Below are 20,302 nucleotides of genomic sequence, written 5' to 3'. Positions count from 1 at the left end.
CGGGTGTTCTTAATAAAGCGATCACATTGCTTAGTGCAGAATCTGACTGAGGAATAACTTGGTTCGCTCGTGTTGTGGGTTGTCGAAGAACTCAGCCGGTGAATTCTGTTCAACAATCTGGCCCTGATCCATGAAAATGACGCGGTTTGCAACCTGACGCGCAAAGCCCATTTCATGCGTCACGCAGATCATGGTCATGCCTTCATCAGCAAGGCTGACCATGGTATCAAGCACTTCCTTGACCATTTCCGGGTCAAGTGCTGAAGTCGGCTCGTCAAACAACATCACTTTCGGGTTCATGCACAGCGCACGGGCAATTGCCACACGCTGCTGCTGGCCACCGGAAAGCTGGCCCGGATATTTATTGGCCTGTTCCGGAATTTTCACGCGCTTCAGATAATGCATGGCCACTTCTTCGGCCTGCTTCTTTGGCATTTTACGCACCCAGATAGGGGCCAGCGTGCAATTCTCCAGAATGGTCAGATGCGGGAAGAGGTTGAAGTGCTGAAACACCATCCCGACTTCGCGACGCACTTCATCAATCTTCTTCAAATCATTGGTGAGCTCAATGCCATCAACGATGATTTGCCCTTTCTGGTGTTCTTCCAGACGGTTGACGCAACGGATCATCGTTGATTTGCCGGAGCCTGAAGGGCCAGCAACGACGATGCGTTCGCCACGCATGACTTTCAGATTAATATCACGCAGCACGTGGAACTCGCCATACCACTTGTGCATGTTCTTGATCTCGATAGCCACTTCGGTCTTCGAGACTTCCAGTTTTGAACGGTCGATGTCGACACCAGGCTCAGATTGCGGGAGGGCGCTTTGTGCACTCATTTAAATTATTCCCTTTATTCTTATCGTTTGTGACCCGTGTCGAGCCGTCGTTCCATGAATATAGAGTATCGCGACATGGCGAAACAGAAAATCCAGAAAACGAAGCCCGCAAAGACCAATCCAGTTGCAGGTGTCTGTGGAGACGTCCAGTTTGCATCAGAAAAGTTCTGTCGGACAATGCCCAGAAGGTCAAACATACCGATGATATAAACAAGGCTGGTGTCTTTAAACAGACCAATAAATGTGTTCACGATGCCGGGTATAACCAGCTTTAACGCTTGTGGCAGGATAATGAGGTTGGTCTTCTGCCAGTAGCCCAGACCTAGTGCATCGGCACCCTCATATTGCCCGCGTGGAATAGCTTGCAACCCGCCGCGAACAACTTCTGCCATATAAGCTGACGCAAATAATGCCACACCGATTAATGCGCGCAGCAACTTATCGAAAGTGACGCCCGGTGGAAGGAAAAGCGGCAGCATAACGCTGGCCATGAACAGGACCGTAACCAGCGGAACACCACGTACCGTTTCGATGAAGATGATCGACATCGTCTTGATCACAGGCAGCTTGGATCGCCGCCCCAAGGCCAAAACAACCCCCAAAGGCAGGGAAACCGCAATACCGACAAATGACAAGACCAGTGTTACCAGCAGCCCTCCCCAAAGGGATGTTTCAACATAACGCAGGCCGAAAGAACCGCCAACCAACAAGAAGTATGCGATAACCGGAAACGCAAAGAAGAACAGAATGGCGTTGATGATCTTGTGCGGAATTTTCGGAATCAGCAGAGGAACAAGCAAAATCACGAACAATGCCGCAGTCAGATCAACGCGCCAGCGCTCTTCAAACGGATAGCGCCCATAAATGAACTGCTGATACTTCGCATTTACAAACGCCCAACAAGCACCTGACCAGCCCTCAGGCTGAACCCCACCCTGCACGACGGTTAGGCAAGCTGTACGATCAGTACCCGTCCATGCAGCATTGATAAACAGCCACTGGATCATTGGTGGCAAAAACCACGCAACAATCGCCAGACCAAAAATCGTCAGTGCTGCATCTGTAGGTGTGGCAAAAAGATTGACGCGCAGCCAATGCGAAAAGCCCTGCACTGAACTTGGCGGTTTTTCCCCCTCGACCATTTGTGTTCGGACATAATGGAGATTTGTGTTTTCCATGCTCATCTCTCCACCAATGCCATTTTCGCATTAAACCAGTTCATCAGGCCGGAAACGATCAGGCTGATGCTGAGATAGATCACCATCCAAATAGCAACGACTTCAACGGCTTGGCCCGTCTGGTTAAGGATCGTACCACCAACTGCAACCAGATCAGGATAACCAATTGCAATGGCCAGCGATGAATTCTTGATCAGATTGAGATATTGGCTCGAAAGCGGTGGAATGATAATGCGCAGAGCCTGTGGCACCACGATCAGGCGCATCGTTTGACCGGGCCGCAAACCAACAGCATAGGCCGCTTCTGTCTGGCCTTTATTTACACCCAGAACACCTGCCCGAACGGTTTCCGCAATAAATGAGGCAGTATAAAACGACAAAGCCAACAATAGCGCCAGAAATTCCGGCTTAACCTGCGTCCCCCCCGTCAGATTGAACGTTCCCAGCTTTGGCAGATCAAACGAGACCGGAAATCCTGTTACGATCAAAGCCAGTATGGGTAAGCCTATGATCAGGGCAGCAGCCACACGTACCGTATGGAACGGCTGGCCTGTCATAATTTGCCGACGCTTAGCCCAGCGCGCTACAAAAAACGAGGCAACAATCCCGAGGACCAAAGCAACAGGTAGCAACCATGCGCCCTCGCCCCAAATAGGCGACGGCATGAAGAACCCACGATTGTTGAGATAGGTCCCAAGTGGCAAGGAGAGACTATCTCGCGCCTGTGGTAAAACCGAAAGAACGCCAAAATACCAAAAGAAGATAACGAGCAGCGGCGGAATATTGCGAAATACTTCAACGTAAACCGTGCAGATTTTACGAATCAGCCAGTTGCGCGAAAGTCTTCCAATGCCAACCAGAAAACCGATAATTGACGCCAGAATTACACCCAAACTCGCAACATAAAGCGTGTTGAGCAAGCCAACCAGAAGAGCGCGGCCATAGGTGGAATCGCTATTATAGGGAATGAGCGTCTGGCTGATATCAAAGCCTGCACGCCCATTTAAAAAGCCAAAACCGGAAGCAATATTCGCGCGCTGAAGATTTGTGATCGTATTTCCTACGATCCAATAGATCGAACCGATAACGACGACAAACACCACGACCTGATAAAAAACGCCGCGCACTCGCGGGTCATAAAGGAGTGATGTGCCATTGTCGTTTCGGCGTTTGTCAGTTGAAGAATAGGAAGCCATATGTTCCCTGTTTTCTCTCGGCCACTGTTCTTGCTTTAAAATAGCTAACGATCCCGCCCCAATCGGAAAACCATTTTAGAGCCGTCGCAGAGATTACCGAAGATTGAGGCTCTGACCGTCCGAGACAGAGCGTTCATTAAACTATCCGATACGAGCGATTGGTATGACTTCCGCATACAAAGGTTTCTGGTAATGCAGAAGATCAGTGACCAATCCAAGAGCCGACAAATCCGGCGAGTGCTGCTGCACCCGCCGAAAATCAGTCTGAGCAGCAAGACCCGTTAACGCACAGGAATGCCGTATTGTAGACCACCCTTGTTCCACTGGGCGTTGATACCACGTGCAATCTTGAGCGGGCTACTGGCGCCAATATTCCGTTCGAATATCTCGCCGTAGTTGCCAACGCCATTGACGATCTTCACCACCCAATCATTGTCAAGGCCAAGATCGGTGCCGATCTTCGTATCCGCTTCCACACCAAGAAGACGCTTGATATCCGGGTTGTCGGACTTCTTCATTTCTTCGATATTGGCTTGCGTGATCCCGTATTCTTCGGCGTTAAGCAGTGCATTATGGGTCCAGCGGACGACATCTGCCCATTTAGGGTCTCCCTGACGAACGGTCAGACCGAAGGGCTCCTTGGAGATGATTTCTGGCAAGATGACGTGATCATCTGGATTGGCAAGCGCCAAACGAACCCCGTAAAGGCTGGACTGGTCCGTCGTGTAAGCGTCACAACGACCGGAGTCGTAAGCCGCATTGGCTTCTTCGATCTTCTCAAAGACAACGGGATTGTACTCCATTTTGTTGGAGCGGAAATAGTCGGCCATGTTAAGCTCAGTCGTCGTACCGGCTTGAACACAGATAGATGCACCCGACAATTGGAGTGCGGAATTGATACCTGACAGCTTCTTCGAATTAATCATGAAGCCTTGGCCATCAAAATAGTTGACACCAGCGAAGTCGAGGCCAAGCGCTGTGTCGCGGCTAATGGTCCACGTCGTATTGCGGATCAGGACATCAACTTCACCCGACTGCAACGCTGTAAAACGCTCTTTGGCGTTCAAAGGCGTAAATTTCACTTTTGTCGGATCACCGAAAATAGCCGAGGCCACAGCACGGCAATAGTCAACATCAAAGCCAGACCATTCGCCTTTGTCATTTGGAGCGGCAAACCCCAACAAACCGGTGTTGACGCCGCACTGCAAAAAGCCCTTGTTCTTTACATCAGAAAGCGTGTCAGCCGACGCTCCCGAAGCCGCGCAAAACAACGCCGCCGCACCCAATACCCCTGTCAAAACAGTCTTTTTCATCTGGCCTGCAACCTTTTATGTTCCCTGAGATCACCAGAAATATTCTGAGCGTCTCTGTTGCTTTATTTTTAGCAATAAGTTGAAAAATAAGAGCTTAGCTCCTCCCCAACCCACGCATTACGCAGACTGTCGCTCACCCGAAGCCGTTATCGGCTTTCTATATTTTATAGGTCAGCGATATCTGGCGCCTTCACAACCCTATCGAAGGCGAAATTTTGGCTTTGGTCAAGGGATTAACGTTGAGGAAAAAGTCGGAACGGCAAAAATAACCTATTCTAACATGCGCGTTTTTACATGATTTCCCAATTTTCGGCTAATGCTGTTCAATAAGATGAACAGCATTAGCCACAAAACTAATTCTTATAAATTCTATAATTATATCAATATATTATCGATAGTTTAGTGTTTTAACAATCGGGCTAAAAACTACAATTTTAGCTATTTCAAACGCGTGGCATCAACTTGTCACCCTCAAGCGAAAAAATAATATTTCGCGTCGCCATAAAGCGAGCAACCCACCATGTCGCGATAAAGCCAATTGCCAGTCCTGCAACGACATCTGTTGGATAATGAGCCCCTGCTGCGAGCCTGCTGATGACAAAAAGTAAGCAAACGGGGACAGTTAAAAAACGCCAGCGCGGGAGGAAAATCCATAGCGATGCGAGCATGATACCCGCCATCATAGAATGTCCTGACGGAAAGCTTTCATAGGAATGTTCACCGCGAAAAGGCGCGAAATACGCAGAACCGAGATCATCCAGCAGCAGCGGACGTGCACGCCCGATGACAAATTTGCCGATTTCTGTTGGAAAGCTGCCAACAACGATAGAGGCCAAGACCAGTGTAGCCCAGCTATGAAAGCGAACAAGCTTCTCGTGCACGACCAGGCGCATTGACGGGGAAAGCAGAAAAGCGGTTACCAACCAGACAGCCATTGCCACGCCGAGCCATACAATGGTGCGAATCAAATCGGTGATCACCCGAAGAATTTCCATGACGAAGAAATCGCTGTTCATTGCCGAGCGAACGATCTGCGCATCCCAAATATGAAGCACTAGAAGCACAAACGGCATCAACACCACGAGCGCTGTCATTTCCATTGTCCAGCTCGACGGCGCACCGGGATATGCCGGTTTTAGGAGTGCTTTTATGAGTTCTAATGCCGCGCGGACCGGATAGAAAATCGTGTTTGTGGCCTTACGCTCATTCAAATCAGGCATACCGGAATTACACTTCCTCTGGTTTACATTATCACTGTAACAAAGCTGCATATTGCATCCGCAACATACGGGCCTTATCCAATTCATTAGGACCATCCATCAGAACGGACACGAAACCTGTTTTTGCAAATTTGATCAGCAAACTTGCAGAAATCTCTGAAAGAGATTTGATGGATCAGCATGCAACATGGCCTGGAGGCAATTTCGTGACTAACAAACAGGACAAGAAAGAAAAGCTGGGCATAAACACGCGATTGACGCGGGATGGTTATGATCCACGCGATTATCACGGCTTCATCAATCCACCCGTTGTGCGCGCATCCACAGTTCTTTTTCCCGACGCCCAGACCATGGCAACTGGAAATCAGAAATATACCTATGGTACGCGCGGAACGCCGACCAGTGAAGCATTATGCAAAGCTATTGATGCACTGGAAGGTTCAGCAGGAACTGTGTGCGTGCCATCAGGCCTAGCAGCTGTCACAGTTCCACTCCTTGGCTTTTTGTCGCCTGGCGATCACGCGTTGTTTGTTGATTCAATCTATAATCCAACGCGTCATTTTGCCGATACAATTCTCAAGCGCATGGGAATTGAAGTCGAATATTATGATCCTGAAATCGGTGCGAACATAGCAGCACTTATGCGCCCCAACACCAAAGTCGTGTTCACAGAATCGCCTGCTTCCAACACTTTCGAAATTCAGGATATTCCAGCCATTGTCGAAGCGGCGCACACAGCTGGCGCCATTGTAATGATAGACAACACATGGGCGACACCGCTTTACTTCAAGCCATTGGATTTTGGCGTCGACATCAGCATTCATGCCTCCACGAAGTATCCTTCGGGTCATGCAGATATTTTGTTCGGTACGATTTCAGCAAATGAAAAATGCTGGCCACAACTGCTTGAGACCCACGGAACACTCGGGCTTTGTGCAGCTCCTGATGATGCATATCAAATCCTGCGTGGTTTGCGCACGATGGGTGTACGTCTTGAACATCATCGTAAAAGCGCGCTCGAAGTTGCTCATTGGCTCGAAAGCCATCCAGCAGTTGACCGCGTTTTGCACCCTGCCCTTGAGAGCCATCCGGGCCACGAACTCTGGAAACGTGATTTCAAAGGCTCATCAGGTGTCTTCGCTTTCGTGTTGAAGACCGGTTCACGGGCGCAAGCTCATGCATTTTTGAATGCGCTTGAAATTTTCGGCCTTGGCTATTCGTGGGGCGGATATGAGAGCCTCGCAAATGAGGTCGGGCTGAAAGACCGCACCGTCGCTAAGGACGATTATCCTGGTCCGGTTATTCGCTTGCAGATCGGACTTGAAGATGTGCCAGATCTGATTGCCGATCTGGAAAAAGGCTTTGCAGCGATCTGAGCCACATCTGCGACACGATAAAACGAACCCATCGCAGTCGATACTGATCGCGATGGGTTTCTATTAGATATTACTTGATATTAAATAATAATTTGCGTGCAATGATAGTGCTTTATTGGCTTCCCTTGCCCCCTTAAACATTTATACTTGAGGCTATCGGCAATAGAAAACGGCTTGGGACAGTGCAATTTCGTCACTTTATCAGAAATCATTTCAGCTCTTTTCTGAAAGCTATCCTTGCTTTTTTCGTCCTGACCGCTTCACTGAACCCAGCAAGTGCACAGGATGCCCCACTTCGACAGGTCAAAGTGGGCGTCTATGTCAGCGAACCTTTCGTCATCAAAGAAGGTGATACCTATAACGGTATGGCGGTTGATCTTTGGCGCGACATTGGCACACGTCTTGGATTGGTTTCACAGTTTGTCGAATATCCAAATTACACAGAACTGGTTAAGGCGGTTTCTGAAAATCAAGTCGACGCGGCCGTAACCAATCTCACAATCACAGAAAGCCGTGCGGAAGTCGTTGACTTCACGCATCCCTGGTTCGATGCCGGGCTACGTATTCTAATTCATACCGAGGCGGGGAACGAGTGGGGCGATCTTATCGGCGGGCTTGAGGATGCCGGGCATCTGGCAACTTATGCTTGGATTGGCATTGTTATTTTGATCGCCACAATCGCTCTTACTCTTTTTGACAGGCGATTTGACGAGCATTTCCCGCGCCGTTGGGTAGAGGGTCTCGCCGAAAGCTTTTATCATGTCGTTTCACTTGCGACGTCGGGGAAAAGCTCGCGTAAAAATCTCTTCGGTTGGGCCGGTCGAATATGGCAAGCATTCTGGCTCGTCTTCGGCATTGCCGTGGTCGCCTATGTCACATCATCGGTCACGAGCGTAATGACGGTTACGCATATATCCAACAAAATCGCTAACCTCGCAGACCTTCAAAATAAAACTGTTGGCGTGCGTACCGGGAGCATTGCACAACAGATGCTTACATCCCGATCCATTTCTACAGTCACTTTTGATCACCTGCCAGAAGCTGTTTCCGCGCTCACAAATGATGAAATTTCAGCGATTGTTGGTGATAGTCCAGTGCTAGCATATTACGCGCATAAAAATCCGAGTGAACCCATTGAGGTGGTTGGAAACACGTTCAGCCCTGATAAGTATGGCTTCGCTTTTCCACGCCAGAGCGATCTCGTAAAACCTGCCTCCGTGGCGATCATCAGCCTTCAAGAAAATGAAACTTTGAATGCTTTGAAAGTGAAATATTTCGGACCAGAAGAATAAACCAACACCTGAAGTCTGGCACCTTCACTTGTCCATTTCGCTTGAGCGTGAAATGCGTTAAATATCCATTCAGCGAATTACATTCTGACTTCAGGTGCGTTTTGCACCAAAGGAAACTGCTATGATGAACTGGGTTTTTGTATTGCAAGGCTTTATTGCTATCGGCCTCGCTGGGCTCGCTATTGCTGTCATTCTTCGTCATCGCAAATCCAAATAGATTTTACAAACAACGGAACTTACGTGCCCTGTTCATCGTTTATTAACCAATGAAGTTGTTCAGGAGAACCCGGATGAAACTTACGTTCAAAGCAGCACTTATAGCCTTGGGTGTATTCTCCGCAGGCGCTGCTCAAGCAGCAAACGCAATCGTCACAACAAGTCTGAATGTGCGAACTGGTCCCGGAACGGGCTATGCCTCGCTAGGCAGCATTCCAAGCCGCGCCCCTGTTAACGTGCAGGGCTGCACCTCGGGTTACGGATGGTGCCAAGTCAGCTATGGCGGCTTGTCTGGCTGGGCCTCTTCGCGCTACCTCGCGATGCGGGAGGGTGGTAGCAAAGCGTCCTCTGATAATTTTAGCCGCGACGCAGCGCTTATTGGTATTCCTCTTATCGCAGGCTTAGCTATTGGCGCAGCTGTCAATGATCGAAACGATCGTTGGGATCGCCGCGACTACAACCGTCGACATTGGGATCGGGGCCGCTGGGATCGCAACCGAAACTGGAACCGAGGTCGCCATTGGGACCGTCCACGCGGAAACTGGGATCGCCCTCATCGTGACCGTGGTCAAAGATGGAGATCAAACTCCAGCGATCGTGGAAATGGACCACGAGGAAAATAAACACTTGAAAAAACAAAACGCCGCAGATCATGCGGCGTTTTTCAATTCTGAATTATGTAATTTTGATAAAAGCCGTCCGCGAAAGCGCAGTCGCTTTTTGAAACAGTTCGACAGAACTCTTTGAGGTCAAAAATTATGAATTGAAAATTTAGATTATTAATGACGCTAAGTCATTGTTTTGATGGCGATCCCGACTGGATTCGAACCAGTGACCTACGGCTTAGAAGGCCGGTGCTCTATCCAGCTGAGCTACGGGACCTCACCATCAGAAACCGGCCATAGCACAAAGCATAAGGCCGGTAAAAGCTGTTAATGCGTCCAAGGCTGTGAACGATAGAAACTAAAATTATCCGAATAGGATACTTTGCGACGCTTCACTTCATGCGGTTCAATCACACGATAAGCGATACCATTGCGGGTAGCATATTCAATCGCATCTTCGCGGCTATCGAAGGACAGGCGAATCTGGCTCTTCATGTCACCCGAAGACGTGTAGCCCATAAGCGGCTCAACCTTGCGAGCGCTTTCTGGTTCATATTCCAGAAGCCAGTTATCCGTTTTGGCTTTACCAGACTGCATCGCTGTTTTAGCTGGACGGTAAATACGCGCAACCATTTGAAGAACCTTGATCTATATTCTTAAGCCCGATGACGGGCAGTAATTTTAACAACGGAATAGTTCACACGTCATACCATGTCAACGCGATAAAGGCGCACGTCACAGCATTGAGATGCGACATTGTTACTTGATAAATTCTCTTGAAAAATGGTCGGAGTGGAGAGATTCGAACTCCCGACCCTCTGGTCCCAAACCAGATGCGCTACCAGACTGCGCTACACTCCGATGCTTTGTAAGCGGCTCTTCCCTAGATAATCAGCGCACATAAAGCAAGTGCTAAAAGGAAAAACACAGATCTTTATTCACACACAGCTTGTTACGGGCCTTTGTTAACATTTCAGCATGCGTGAGGAACCAACAATTCGCTTAAGCGTTTTAAGGGCATCGTTAGAATTTCAGGAGTTCCAGAGTGAATCGCAACGGTCTTTATCTTATTATTGGTGCTCTTATCGTCGTGGTGGCGGGTTTTGCTGTTTACACCTATCAGGAGGAAACCAAGCCTTCCGGTATTGAAATGAAAATCGGTGAAGGCGGCGTTTCCATTCAGGAAAACTAATCCTTTAGAATGAGAAAGACGCGGCAATTTTGCGAAAAGTTGTGAGTCTAAATCGGTTGTAAACATATAAACCGATTAAGATTTCAAATGCTTACGGTTTGTGATGCAACGATTCTTCGCACTCCATGTTATTTGCCTGCCAAGCCAATGGAGGATCGAATGGACATCCAGACTTCAGATGCACTTTATCGCCGTCACGAAAATGAGTGGGCGGCAGTCCGCAATGCGTTGCAGCAAAAAGAAGCCAGTGAGAAACGCGTCGCTTCTGCTTCGAGCGTAAGTTTCTCGACGGAAAAGCCATCCGTACAGGAATAGACTGCTTTAGCACTTTCATTCAAAAACGCCGCGATTGCGGCGTTTTTTTATTGGCCGAACAGCGCCATGAAATCTTAAATTCAAGAAAATTCATTTGGGATTTTAATAGCCTCCGCTACTTGCTCCATACTGAAACAATTTCATCACCTTAGGATCAGGAAATGTCAGAGAAAAAAGTAGCAATCATCACAGCAGGCGGCAGCGGCATGGGTGCAGCCTCAGCCCGGCGTCTGGCGGCAGACGGCTTTGCCGTTGCTATCCTTTCGTCATCAGGTAAAGGTGAAGCCTTGGCCAAAGAGCTGGGTGGCATTGGCGTAACAGGCTCTAATCAGTCGGTTGATGATGTCAAAAAGCTCGTCGATCTGACAGTCGAAAAATGGGGGCGTATTGATACGCTCGTTAACAGCGCAGGTCACGGACCCCGCGCACCGATTCTCGATATTACCGATGAAGACTGGCACAAAGGTCTCGACACCTATTTCCTGAATGTCGTTCGCCCGAGCCGTCTCATAGTGCCATACATGCAAAAGCAGAAATCCGGTACAATCATCAACATCTCGTCGGCATGGGCATTTGAGCCAAGCTCGATGTTCCCGACATCAGCCGTGTTCCGTGCTGGCCTTGCTTCGTTCACCAAGGTATTTGCAGATACCTATGCTGCGGACAACATCCGGATGAACAACGTGCTTCCAGGCTGGATCGACAGCCTGCCCGCAACTGAAGAACGCCGCGACAGCGTGCCTTTACAGCGCTATGGCAAAAGCGAAGAAATCGCCGCAACTGTCGCGTTTCTTGCGTCAGAAGGTGCTGCTTATATCACTGGCCAGAACCTGCGCGTGGATGGTGGCCTAACGCGTTCTGTTTGATATTAGCCCCCGGTAACCAAATGCCAAGGAAGACATATTAGTGTCTTCCTGTAGCGATTCGGACAGGGGACAAGACATATGGCAACACGGAAACGGAGTTCCCGCCCTGCAAAACGCTCTACCGGGCGTTCGACCAGAGGCAAGGGTAATTCAGGTTCATCCGCGCCAGTTCTGGCACTTGGCGCCATTCTTGGGCTGGGTGCTTTCAGCCTGTGGGCCACGGCACAGCATAAGAGCCCGCAAGCTGCTTTCACTGCTCTTTTTCAGCGGCCTGCCCCAAAAGCCACTCCATCTGCTCCGGCCAAAACCGAAGCCAGACAACCTGTCGATAAAAAAAATCCCGCTAAAGATTATGCTGGTGCTGTTGGACCTGTCCCGCGCCCCGCAGTTGCTGTTGCGCCTTCTCAGTCTAAGCCTGTTCAGCAAGCCGCGATCCAAGCTCCAAAGCCACCAATGCCGACGCAAAAAGTAGCGCCTCCACCGCCACCTCCGGCGTCTGCTCGTGCATTGCCAATGCCGCCGCGCGGCACAAATACGCCAGCGCATTCGCCATCTGTGATCTACGCCCGCACAAAACTCACCATTCATAAAAATGCGTGGGATAAATCACCCGCTATCGGTACTGTCGAAAGCGGGCGCGAAATGCGCTCCTATGGCAAGACAGGCAAGTGGCATCGTGTTGTCGTCCCATCAACCAATATGATTGGCTGGGTGCATGAAGACGAGTTGCGCGGTGGCCGCAACAAACCAGATACTGCGCAAATGATGACGACAGGTTCGGTGACGAAGAAGTCAGAACCAGCAGCACCCGTACAGGTTCTGACCCAGAAGGCTCGCATTCAGCCACCAATGGCCGTTGGTCAGAAGAACTAATTTTTTCTGGCGGCCTTCGCCATGGCAGCGATTTGCGCGTCACCCGGCAAGTATTTGAACCCAATTGCAGTCAATGACGACGTATCGGCGACCATGTCGCCGAACAATTGTTCATAAAGCGTTTTTCTGCCGACCAGCGTCAGCAATGTTTTCATCATGAAGGCTGGTACAGAAATCAGTCTTGGGGGACGGCCCAGCGCTTCGCGGACTTTTGAAACCAGTTCGCGCGTTGAACGCGGTTCTGGCTCGGCCAAATGAAAGATTTTACCTGAGACCTGCTCTGATTGCGCGGTGGTAAGAAATGCGAGTGCGCGAGCAACATTCTCAAGCGACACAAAGCTGCGCCGATTATTGGCCGCTCCAAATGGCAGCGGCAAAGCTGTGTCGCAGAGCTTCATCAACGCTAGAAGGTTAGCACGCGCATCTGGCCCGTACACAAGCACAGGTCGCGCGATGACGACCTCTATGTCCGTCATAGTTAGGAGCGTAGCTTCTGCTCTTGCTTTGGCACGGCCATAATCGTCGCGCGGTAATAATGGCATATCCGGCATCAGCGGCGATGGATTGCCTGCGATTGTGTAGATTGTCGATACGAAGATAAAACGACGAACACCGCATTGCTTCGCTCTCTCTGCGAGCGCAATGGTCAGGCGGTGGTTGACGGCATCAAATTCATCCGCCTGCGGGCGTTCGGCACCAGTTCGATGCGCCAGAGCAGCACAATGAATAACGGTATCAACATCCGTGAAATTGGGTTCAGACAAATCATGGCGCGAAAGCGTGACAACCTCATGCCCCTCGCCCATCAACTGCTGAACAACAGCGCCACCGATGAATCCACTGGCTCCGGTGACAGCTACTTTCATGCCTTATCGTGACCAGATTCTGATAAAACCTGTGCAGCAAGCGTGCGGGTGATACGGGTCTTTTGCTCCATCGCCGCACGATCAAGTCGATCAACAATCTGGATCGCAGACAAAAGCGAACGCTCAATGCGGCTAACCAGATAACTCACCACATGCGGCTCTACACTGATCTGACGATCAGCGAAAAGCTTGTGAATGACGCCGCCAAGCAACATATCGTCCGGCTCTGCAATCTCAACAACCGTTGCAGCTTTAAGGCGCGATGCAAGATCTGGAAGTTTGACTTTCCAATTGGCTGGCAAAAGACGCGATGTCATTAGCAGCGATGGTCCCGGACCAAGAGCCGCGTTCTGACGAACGCTATTAATGAGATGAAACAGGCCGGTTTCATCAAAACGTGCACCACCGACATTATCAATCAGCACAGGATATTCAGCGGCACCATGTACCACTGTCTCACTGATGGATTTTGGATCAGCTAACAGCGCGCCTGTAGCAGCACGCCAGACTTCCGCGAGATGTGTTTTTCCTGCGCCCGTCGGACCAGCCAAAATCACCACCGGCGACACCCAATTAGGCCAGCGATCAATAAGGTCTACCGCCGCGCGATTTGACCCCGTGACCATAATGTCTTCACGGTGATAACCGGGCTGATGCTCAAGAGCGAGCGGAATCTGACGCGGTGCGTCACTCATCGCTTTCTCCTGAAAATCTCACCCGGTTACGTTCTAATTTCATTTCTCTTTGCCTGCATTGTCGCCAGCTTCAATCAGCAGCCCCTCATCGGGTTCAGAGCGCTTATAAACCGGATCATACATCGGAGAATGGAGATAGCGATTCAACGCAAAACGCACAAGCACCCCAACTGCCGCCGCGGCAGGCACAGCAACCAGCATTCCGGTGAAACCAAACAGAGAACCGAAGGCGAACAGAGCAAACATCAGCCAGACTGGATGCAGCCCTACGGAAGAGCCAACGAGCTTCGGCTGAAGGATATTTCCTTCCACGAATTGCCCCAGGAAAAACACGCCTGCGACAGCGACGATCATGATCCAATCCGGCCAGAACTGCACCAGTGCAACACCGATTGCGAGCGCCAGTCCGACGAAGGAACCAATATAGGGAATAAAGCTGATTAGACCGGCAAAAAAGCCGATCAGCAGGCCGAAATTAAGTCCCGTCAAGGTCAGGCCAATGGCATAATAAGTGCCAAGAATGAGGCACAACGTACCCTGCCCTCGAACGAAGCCGGCAACCGCTGCGTCCATGTCACGCGCGATGCCGCGAACGGTGTAAAGCTGCTTGCGCGGCACCCATGAATCGATGCGATCAACCATGCGATCCCAGTCGAGAAGCATGTAGAACGCGACCACCGGCGTAACGATGAAAAGACCCGCAATATCAATCAGAGATTTCCCCGAATTCCACAGGGACTGAAGCAATGTGGATAGAAAACCAGCCCCTTGCTGAAGCAGTGCGCTGAGGTTTTCCTGGATGGTGGAACTGTCAATCCCGATGTAGCGTTTGAGCCATTGCGAGTTTTCATTCGCCATAAGTGCCTGAAGCTGAGAGATGTAATCCGGCAGTTTGGCGATGAAATCCACAAGCTGCGTCGCAAGGATCGGAATGATGATCATCAAACCAACGACGAGTATCATCAGGAACAGCAACAAAATGAGGATGGTTGCGGCTAATCGCGAAAGCCCTAGTTTTTCAAGCCTGTCTGCGACAGGATCAAGAAAATAGGCCAGCGCCATACCAGCCACGAAAGGGAGCAAAACCGGGCTGAAAACGACCAGAAACAACAGGAAAATGATCAGCGTTCCAGTCCAGAACATGGCTTGACGACGCACGCTAGAGCCGGTGAAACCACCAACTTCGACATTGACGTGAATATCGCCATCACGCGCTACAGCTTTGGACTGCTGTATCGATTTGCTCGCTGTATCGCTCGTTTTCGCGCTTAGGGCCGCGGGTTTCTTGACCATGTTAATCCATTCTCTGCAAAGACAGGCCGGTAGCACTATTTGATCATATAGCTATATTACTATTTTTGAACGATGGCTGAGAAAGATAGTCGGTCCAACGCACAAACAATGCAATGCACATGCAAGAGACAAGTTCCAGTGCAAACGGGTGTGGTGACTATAAATCCTCACGGCAGTAATTTTCCGCAGATTCCTACGCTGTTTTGCGCTTTTCCGGCTCTGTGGCCTTGCAGGATAAGCCATCTCATGTCATTGCGCCCTTAAATATCCACTCCCAGTTTCAGGAGCAGGTCATGACCGTTGAAAATAACTCCACCCCAAAAAATGGACTGACCTATGCGGAGGCCGGTGTCGATATTGATGCGGGCAACCTGATGGTCGACAAGATCAAGCCGCTTGTTCGCTCCACACGCCGTCCCGGCGCTGATGGCGAAATTGGCGGTTTTGGTGGCCTGTTTGATTTGAAAGCCGCAGGCTTTAGCGATCCTGTTCTGGTTGCTGCGAATGACGGCGTCGGCACCAAGCTCAAAATTGCTATTGATGCAGACAAGCACGACACTGTCGGTATCGACCTCGTCGCCATGTGCGTGAATGATCTTGTCGTTCAGGGAGCAGAGCCACTTTTCTTCCTCGACTATTTTGCAACCGGCAAGCTGTCACCTGATCAGGGTGTAGCCATCGTTTCCGGAATTGCGGAAGGTTGTTTGCAAGCTGGTTGCGCGCTGATTGGTGGCGAAACCGCTGAGATGCCGGGCATGTATCGTGATGGCGATTATGATCTTGCGGGTTTTGCTGTTGGTGCCGCTGAGCGCAATCGTTTGCTGCCACAGGGTGATGTTGCAGAAGGCGACGTTATTCTTGGTCTTTCGTCTTCAGGCGTTCACTCTAACGGTTTCTCGCTTGTACGTCGCATTGTTGAAATTTCTGGTCTTGGCTGGAAATCCGATGCGCCGTTCGCAGAAGGCGAGACACTCGGCGAAGCGCTTCTGACGCCGACCCGCATTTATGTGAAGCCGCTGCTTGCTGCAATCAAAGCATCAGATGGCATCAAGGCGCTTGCACATATCACTGGCGGCGGTTTTCCAGACAATATTCCACGCGTGCTGCCGGAAGGCTTGGCTGCTGAAATCAATCTCAATGCAATCAACGTTCCTGCCGTGTTCTCCTGGCTTGCCAAGACCGGCGGTGTTGAGCCGCTTGAAATGCTGCGCACTTTCAATTGCGGAATTGGCATGATCGCCGTTGTCTCGCCAGACAAGGTTGATGAAGTCGTTGCAGCACTCGCAGCTGAAGGCGAAAACGTCGTCGCGCTGGGTCGTATGGTCAAGCGCGAAGGCGAAGGCGTTGTTTATCAGGGCACACTGAAACTATGAGCCGCAAACGGGTCGTCATTTTCATCTCGGGCGGCGGCTCCAATATGGAGGCGCTGATCCGCGCTGCTCAGGCGCCCGATTTTCCAGCTGAGATCGTCTCGGTTTTCTCTGATAAGCCCGATGCAGGTGGCCTTGCGAAAGCGCAGGCCGCGGGCATCGCAACACAGGTTTTCAGCCGCAAAGATTATGCCTCCAAGGATGCACATGAAGATGCAATCCTTGAGGCGCTTGCGCTGCTCAACCCCGATATTATCTGCCTAGCAGGTTATATGCGACTGTTGTCAGCTAAGTTTATTGCGCCTTATGAGGGCCGTATCCTCAATATCCACCCTTCTCTGCTGCCGCTTTTTGCCGGGCTTCACACACATCAGCGTGCGCTTGATGCTGGCATGAAACTCGCGGGCTGCACCGTGCATCTGGTGACGGAAGGCATGGACGAAGGCCCTATTCTGGCGCAGGCCGCTGTACCAATTATCGAAGGCGACACTGAGAGCGCGCTTGCGGCGCGCGTCTTGAAGGCAGAGCATAAGCTTTACGCACTTGCGCTCAGCAAATTTGCCAGTGGCGACGCAGAAACTGGCTTGTCACAAGATGCAATGGTTATCAGCGCTTAGCTTATCAGCATAAATAAGCGGTAATTTCATCACACCCTAATTTTTTTGTTAACAAAACTTTAATTCTCGCGAAAATGCCCTAATTGAGGTTCGTAAGGGAAGCTGCTTCGGCAGCCCTTGAGATTCGCATAAGCGTCTCTTCCAATATGTGTTTATTTTTAGAGGACAACATCATGTCTCTCCGTTTTTCGACTTCCTTCCTGTCGGCCATGGCTGTTGGTTCAGCTATCGCAATGACTGCTCCTGCCATTGCAGCTGATTATGTTGCTTCGCCTTCATCGGCGCGCACACAGCCGCGCTCCGAAGTCGGCACACTGTCCTGCGAGCTTTCACCTGCGATCGGTGTCATCATCGGTAGTCAGCAAGATGTTGATTGCGTGTTCAAGCCAGTTCGCGGTCAAGGGCCAGTGGAACGCTACACCGGCAACATCACAAAGCTCGGCGTTGATGTTGGCTTTGTAAATGGCGGCCAGCTTGCATGGGCTGTTTGGGCTCCAACCGTTCGTCCAGAAGGCGCGTTGAAGGGCCGTTATGTCGGCGCATCAGCTAACGCAGCTATCGGCATTGGTGCCGGTACCAACGTTCTGACTGGCGGTTCGTGGAAGACAATTTCGCTTCAGCCGATCTCGTTACAGGGCCAGAAGGGTCTTAACGCGGCTGTAGGTCTTTCGAAGCTCAAGCTGAACTACGCAGGCTAATTCAGCTCTGTAAATTCAAAGCCCGCGTCGAACATAAATTCGGCGCGGGCTTTGTTTTAGATATTTAACGCGCATCCGGAAAACCGATTCTCACTTTTCGGGATGCGCTTTAAGCGACTTTTCTCACCCATATTTTCGTGTCGTGAACCGCCAAACCACCATAAGGGGCGGCAGGTTCAGCACCGATCAGCGTATTGATCCCCTCACCGCGCTCAAATGTCGAATTCGGGAAAATTCCCTCGGACACAACGACACCGCGCTTCTGACCAGCCCGCAGCACGGCGTGAAGAACTACTTCCCCGCGATGATTGCCAATTTCGATCCGTTCACCGTCCGCAATATCAAGTTGAGCCGCATCATCCGGGTGAATGAGAAGCTCTGGCCTGATTTCCTTGGCAAGTGACGTTGCGGTTTCGGCAAAGGTCGAGTTCAGGAAATTATGCGCCGGAGAAGTCGCAAGGCGGAATGGGTGCTCTGCGTCCACAGCCTCGATCACATTCCAGTGGTCCGGAAACTCGGGCATTTTGTGATGTGGACCTTGCAGCCCCATCACTTCCGGCGGCTTATTGGGTGATGGACTGCCCGTCCAATCCGGTTTGAAACGGAACTTGCCATCAGGCCATTTGAAACCATTGATGTAATGCGCTTCTTCAAAGGGCGGCTGTAAATCGACAAACCGCTTTTCTTTAAGTTCATCGAAATGCGGCAGATCGCTGTTGGCATTCATATTGTCAATGAGCGTACGCTCGTCGACATGAAAGCCGGGTAGATGCGCGACGCCCAGTCGATCAGCCAATTCGTTGATGACAAAGATATTAGGACGCGCTTCGGCAAGCGGTTCGATCAGCTTTGGGCCAAGCACCACATGCTGTTGGCCACCGCCACGATAAATATCATCATGTTCGAGGAAAGTAGTCGCGGGTAGCACAACATCAGCCATTTTAGCCGTATCCGTCATGAACTGCTCGTGCACGGCGACGAACAAGTCTTCTCGTGCAAAGCCTTTGCGCACAAGGCGCTGTTCCGGCGTTACGTTCATCGGATTGGTGTTCTGGATAAGCATCGCCATGACGGGCGGACCACCATAAAGCGCTTCGCTATCGCCTGTCAGAATACGCCCGATCTTCGATTGATCGAGAAAACGCAGGCTTTTATCCTGCATTGCGCTGCCTTCGATCTCGCGCTTGTCCATCTTGAAGATGCCAGCATTGGAGTGAAACGCACCACCACCCTCATATTGGAACGCGCCGGTAACACACGCAATTGATGCGGCAGCGTGCATGTTCACAGCACCATTGCGCTGGCGGGTAAAGCCATAACCAAGCCGGAAATAGGTGCGCTTGGTTTTGCCAACCAGATGCGCAAAAGCTTCGATTTCCTCGACACTCAAGCCGGTAATCTCAGCAGCCCATTCTGGTGTGCGGGAGGCAAGATGCGCTTCCAGTCCTTTTGGATCGTCCGTATAACGGTTGAGATAATCCCAATCGGCAAGTCCATCGCGAAACAGCACATGCATGACAGCGCAAGCAAAAGCGCCATCTGTGCCGGGTTTCAGCACAATGCCCATATCTGCCTGTCGCACCGTCGCATTGGCATAAATGTCGATAACGACAATCTTCGCACCACGATCTTTGCGCGCTCGCACGGCATGGGTCATTACATTGACCTGTGTGGCCGCAGCATTGGTTCCCCATATAACGACAACGTCAGCCTTTGCCATTTCGCGGGGATCTGGACCAGTCAGACTGCCAGTTCCGGCAAAATAGCCGGTCCATGCCATATTGGTGCAGAAGCTATCGAACTGGTTGGAATAGCGCTTGGCATAACGCAAACGGTTGATGGAATCGCGCTGCACCAGTCCCATCGTTCCAGCGTAATAATAGGGCCACACGCTTTCGCTGCCATATTGCTCTTCAGCCTTGATGAAGCGCTCGGCGATCAGATCAAGCGCCGCTTCCCATGATGCCTGCTTCCATTCACCATCACCCTTACGTCCGGCGCGAATAAGCGGATGTTTCAAACGATCCGGGTGATGAACGCGTTCAGCATAACGCGCAACTTTGGCGCAGATAACGCCAGCGGTGTAGCTGTTGTCTTTCGCACCGCGCACACGACCGATTGTGCGTTCATCCAGCAGCTCAATATCGAGCGCACAGGTGGATGGACAATCATGCGGACAGGCGGAATGACCAATGGTGATATTTGATTTGGCGGACGTCTGGCTCATAATACTTTTTTAGCGCAATCGCTGTTTGGCAGAAACGAATTTCTGATGATTTGC

General features: G+C 50.7%; 20 protein-coding genes and 2 tRNA genes. 10 read left to right on the top strand and 12 right to left on the bottom strand.

The window, feature by feature from the left end; translation table 11 throughout:
• Positions 1–30: 30 nt before the first annotated feature.
• The 5 genes from RI570_RS10140 to lpxE form a co-directional block, all read right to left on the bottom strand.
• Entirely contained in the window at positions 31–840 is an 810-nt protein-coding gene (locus RI570_RS10140) for an amino acid ABC transporter ATP-binding protein (protein ID WP_313828301.1), read from the bottom strand.
• Between the two features lie 20 nt (positions 841–860).
• A complete protein-coding gene (locus RI570_RS10135; RefSeq protein ID WP_313828300.1) occupies positions 861–2,018 on the bottom strand; it encodes an amino acid ABC transporter permease in 1,158 nt (385 codons plus the stop codon).
• A 2-nt stretch (positions 2,019–2,020) separates the two neighbouring features.
• Positions 2,021–3,214, bottom strand: a complete 1,194-nt coding sequence (locus RI570_RS10130; RefSeq protein ID WP_313828299.1) for an amino acid ABC transporter permease — start codon at positions 3,212–3,214, stop codon at positions 2,021–2,023.
• A gap of 281 nt (positions 3,215–3,495) precedes the next feature.
• On the bottom strand, positions 3,496–4,527 hold the full coding sequence (locus tag RI570_RS10125) for an amino acid ABC transporter substrate-binding protein (RefSeq protein WP_313828298.1): 1,032 nt from the start codon (positions 4,525–4,527) through the stop codon (positions 3,496–3,498).
• A gap of 443 nt (positions 4,528–4,970) precedes the next feature.
• Positions 4,971–5,747 (bottom strand): lipid A 1-phosphatase LpxE, encoded by a 777-nt coding sequence (lpxE, locus tag RI570_RS10120; RefSeq protein ID WP_313828297.1) that lies wholly within the window; start codon positions 5,745–5,747, stop codon positions 4,971–4,973.
• Between the two features lie 170 nt (positions 5,748–5,917).
• On the opposite strand from lpxE, the gene RI570_RS10115 reads away from it, so the two are divergent.
• The 3 genes from RI570_RS10115 to RI570_RS10105 all read left to right on the top strand — a co-directional run bounded on the left by RI570_RS10115 (position 5,918) and on the right by RI570_RS10105 (position 9,254).
• Positions 5,918–7,123, top strand: a complete 1,206-nt coding sequence (locus RI570_RS10115) for a cystathionine beta-lyase (protein ID WP_409558635.1) — start codon at positions 5,918–5,920, stop codon at positions 7,121–7,123.
• Positions 7,124–7,305: 182 nt separating this feature from the next.
• Positions 7,306–8,415, top strand: coding sequence for a transporter substrate-binding domain-containing protein (locus tag RI570_RS10110; RefSeq protein ID WP_313828295.1), 1,110 nt, complete (start codon positions 7,306–7,308; stop codon positions 8,413–8,415).
• Positions 8,416–8,705: 290 nt separating this feature from the next.
• Positions 8,706–9,254: an SH3 domain-containing protein gene (locus RI570_RS10105; RefSeq protein WP_313828294.1), complete on the top strand. Its 549-nt coding sequence runs from the start codon at positions 8,706–8,708 to the stop codon at positions 9,252–9,254.
• Positions 9,255–9,436: 182 nt separating this feature from the next.
• Here the strand turns inward: RI570_RS10105 and RI570_RS10100 are convergent.
• The 3 genes from RI570_RS10100 to RI570_RS10090 all read right to left on the bottom strand — a co-directional run bounded on the left by RI570_RS10100 (position 9,437) and on the right by RI570_RS10090 (position 10,097).
• Positions 9,437–9,513: transfer RNA gene (locus RI570_RS10100), tRNA-Arg, on the bottom strand.
• A 50-nt stretch (positions 9,514–9,563) separates the two neighbouring features.
• Positions 9,564–9,869 carry an ETC complex I subunit gene (locus tag RI570_RS10095; RefSeq protein ID WP_313828293.1) on the bottom strand — a complete coding sequence of 102 codons (306 nt, stop codon included), beginning with the start codon at positions 9,867–9,869 and terminating at the stop codon, positions 9,564–9,566.
• 151 nt (positions 9,870–10,020) lie between these two features.
• Positions 10,021–10,097, bottom strand: a tRNA-Pro gene (locus RI570_RS10090).
• Positions 10,098–10,281: 184 nt separating this feature from the next.
• Between RI570_RS10090 and RI570_RS10085 the strand changes: the two genes are divergently transcribed.
• From RI570_RS10085 to RI570_RS10070, 4 genes are all read left to right on the top strand, one after another.
• The gene (locus tag RI570_RS10085; protein ID WP_250039559.1) at positions 10,282–10,428 is read left to right on the top strand and encodes a hypothetical protein; all 147 of its coding nucleotides are present in this window, start codon (positions 10,282–10,284) and stop codon (positions 10,426–10,428) included.
• 159 nt (positions 10,429–10,587) lie between these two features.
• Entirely contained in the window at positions 10,588–10,743 is a 156-nt protein-coding gene (locus RI570_RS10080) for a hypothetical protein (RefSeq protein WP_313828292.1), read from the top strand.
• A 161-nt stretch (positions 10,744–10,904) separates the two neighbouring features.
• Positions 10,905–11,609 (top strand): SDR family oxidoreductase, encoded by a 705-nt coding sequence (locus RI570_RS10075; protein ID WP_313828291.1) that lies wholly within the window; start codon positions 10,905–10,907, stop codon positions 11,607–11,609.
• A gap of 78 nt (positions 11,610–11,687) precedes the next feature.
• A complete protein-coding gene (locus RI570_RS10070) occupies positions 11,688–12,482 on the top strand; it encodes a hypothetical protein (RefSeq protein ID WP_313828290.1) in 795 nt (264 codons plus the stop codon).
• Here the strand turns inward: RI570_RS10070 and RI570_RS10065 are convergent.
• Genes RI570_RS10065 through RI570_RS10055 form a run of 3 tightly spaced genes read right to left on the bottom strand, consistent with a single transcriptional unit; the run spans position 12,479 to position 15,336 of the window.
• Positions 12,479–13,348 (bottom strand): NAD-dependent epimerase/dehydratase family protein, encoded by an 870-nt coding sequence (locus RI570_RS10065; RefSeq protein WP_313828289.1) that lies wholly within the window; start codon positions 13,346–13,348, stop codon positions 12,479–12,481. The two genes, RI570_RS10070 and RI570_RS10065, sit on opposite strands and share 4 nt — an antisense overlap.
• Positions 13,345–14,043 (bottom strand): DnaA regulatory inactivator HdaA, encoded by a 699-nt coding sequence (hdaA, locus tag RI570_RS10060; protein WP_313828288.1) that lies wholly within the window; start codon positions 14,041–14,043, stop codon positions 13,345–13,347. The genes RI570_RS10065 and hdaA overlap by 4 nt, the downstream gene beginning before the upstream one ends.
• 39 nt (positions 14,044–14,082) lie before the next feature.
• A complete protein-coding gene (locus tag RI570_RS10055; protein ID WP_313828287.1) occupies positions 14,083–15,336 on the bottom strand; it encodes an AI-2E family transporter in 1,254 nt (417 codons plus the stop codon).
• Positions 15,337–15,629: 293 nt separating this feature from the next.
• Here RI570_RS10055 and purM point away from each other — a divergent pair, with 293 nt between their 5' ends.
• The 3 genes from purM (at position 15,630) to RI570_RS10040 (ending at position 18,021) form a co-directional block, all read left to right on the top strand.
• Complete coding sequence (gene purM, locus RI570_RS10050; RefSeq protein ID WP_313828286.1) at positions 15,630–16,709, top strand: phosphoribosylformylglycinamidine cyclo-ligase; 1,080 nt, start codon at positions 15,630–15,632, stop codon at positions 16,707–16,709.
• Positions 16,706–17,323, top strand: coding sequence for a phosphoribosylglycinamide formyltransferase (gene purN / locus RI570_RS10045; protein ID WP_313828285.1), 618 nt, complete (start codon positions 16,706–16,708; stop codon positions 17,321–17,323). The genes purM and purN overlap by 4 nt, the downstream gene beginning before the upstream one ends.
• Before the next feature lie 173 nt (positions 17,324–17,496).
• Positions 17,497–18,021 carry a DUF992 domain-containing protein gene (locus RI570_RS10040; RefSeq protein WP_313828284.1) on the top strand — a complete coding sequence of 175 codons (525 nt, stop codon included), beginning with the start codon at positions 17,497–17,499 and terminating at the stop codon, positions 18,019–18,021.
• 109 nt (positions 18,022–18,130) lie between these two features.
• On the opposite strand, the gene RI570_RS10035 is transcribed toward RI570_RS10040, so the two are convergent.
• On the bottom strand, positions 18,131–20,248 hold the full coding sequence (locus RI570_RS10035; RefSeq protein WP_313828283.1) for a molybdopterin oxidoreductase family protein: 2,118 nt from the start codon (positions 20,246–20,248) through the stop codon (positions 18,131–18,133).
• Positions 20,249–20,302: the final 54 nt, after the last annotated feature.

The organism is Brucella pseudogrignonensis (assembly GCF_032190615.1).
Classification (GTDB): Bacteria; Pseudomonadota; Alphaproteobacteria; order Rhizobiales; family Rhizobiaceae; genus Brucella; species Brucella pseudogrignonensis_B.
The sequence above is the reverse complement of the archived record's forward strand: the minus strand, read 5'-3'. Positions and strand labels throughout refer to the sequence as shown.

What these genes read in the sequence shown, in the direction of transcription:
- RI570_RS10140 (WP_313828301.1), bottom strand. Translation starts at nt 840, where the DNA reads ATGAGTGCACAAAGCGCCCTCCCGCAATCTGAGCCTGGTGTCGACATC.
- RI570_RS10135 (WP_313828300.1), bottom strand. Translation starts at nt 2,018, where the DNA reads ATGGAAAACACAAATCTCCATTATGTCCGAACACAAATGGTCGAGGGG.
- RI570_RS10130 (WP_313828299.1), bottom strand. Translation starts at nt 3,214, where the DNA reads ATGGCTTCCTATTCTTCAACTGACAAACGCCGAAACGACAATGGCACA.
- RI570_RS10125 (WP_313828298.1), bottom strand. Translation starts at nt 4,527, where the DNA reads ATGAAAAAGACTGTTTTGACAGGGGTATTGGGTGCGGCGGCGTTGTTT.
- lpxE (WP_313828297.1), bottom strand. Translation starts at nt 5,747, where the DNA reads ATGCCTGATTTGAATGAGCGTAAGGCCACAAACACGATTTTCTATCCG.
- RI570_RS10115 (WP_409558635.1), top strand. Translation starts at nt 5,918, where the DNA reads ATGGATCAGCATGCAACATGGCCTGGAGGCAATTTCGTGACTAACAAA.
- RI570_RS10105 (WP_313828294.1), top strand. Translation starts at nt 8,706, where the DNA reads ATGAAACTTACGTTCAAAGCAGCACTTATAGCCTTGGGTGTATTCTCC.
- RI570_RS10095 (WP_313828293.1), bottom strand. Translation starts at nt 9,869, where the DNA reads ATGGTTGCGCGTATTTACCGTCCAGCTAAAACAGCGATGCAGTCTGGT.
- RI570_RS10080 (WP_313828292.1), top strand. Translation starts at nt 10,588, where the DNA reads ATGGACATCCAGACTTCAGATGCACTTTATCGCCGTCACGAAAATGAG.
- RI570_RS10075 (WP_313828291.1), top strand. Translation starts at nt 10,905, where the DNA reads ATGTCAGAGAAAAAAGTAGCAATCATCACAGCAGGCGGCAGCGGCATG.
- RI570_RS10070 (WP_313828290.1), top strand. Translation starts at nt 11,688, where the DNA reads ATGGCAACACGGAAACGGAGTTCCCGCCCTGCAAAACGCTCTACCGGG.
- RI570_RS10065 (WP_313828289.1), bottom strand. Translation starts at nt 13,348, where the DNA reads ATGAAAGTAGCTGTCACCGGAGCCAGTGGATTCATCGGTGGCGCTGTT.
- hdaA (WP_313828288.1), bottom strand. Translation starts at nt 14,043, where the DNA reads ATGAGTGACGCACCGCGTCAGATTCCGCTCGCTCTTGAGCATCAGCCC.
- RI570_RS10055 (WP_313828287.1), bottom strand. Translation starts at nt 15,336, where the DNA reads ATGGTCAAGAAACCCGCGGCCCTAAGCGCGAAAACGAGCGATACAGCG.
- purM (WP_313828286.1), top strand. Translation starts at nt 15,630, where the DNA reads ATGACCGTTGAAAATAACTCCACCCCAAAAAATGGACTGACCTATGCG.
- purN (WP_313828285.1), top strand. Translation starts at nt 16,706, where the DNA reads ATGAGCCGCAAACGGGTCGTCATTTTCATCTCGGGCGGCGGCTCCAAT.
- RI570_RS10040 (WP_313828284.1), top strand. Translation starts at nt 17,497, where the DNA reads ATGTCTCTCCGTTTTTCGACTTCCTTCCTGTCGGCCATGGCTGTTGGT.
- RI570_RS10035 (WP_313828283.1), bottom strand. Translation starts at nt 20,248, where the DNA reads ATGAGCCAGACGTCCGCCAAATCAAATATCACCATTGGTCATTCCGCC.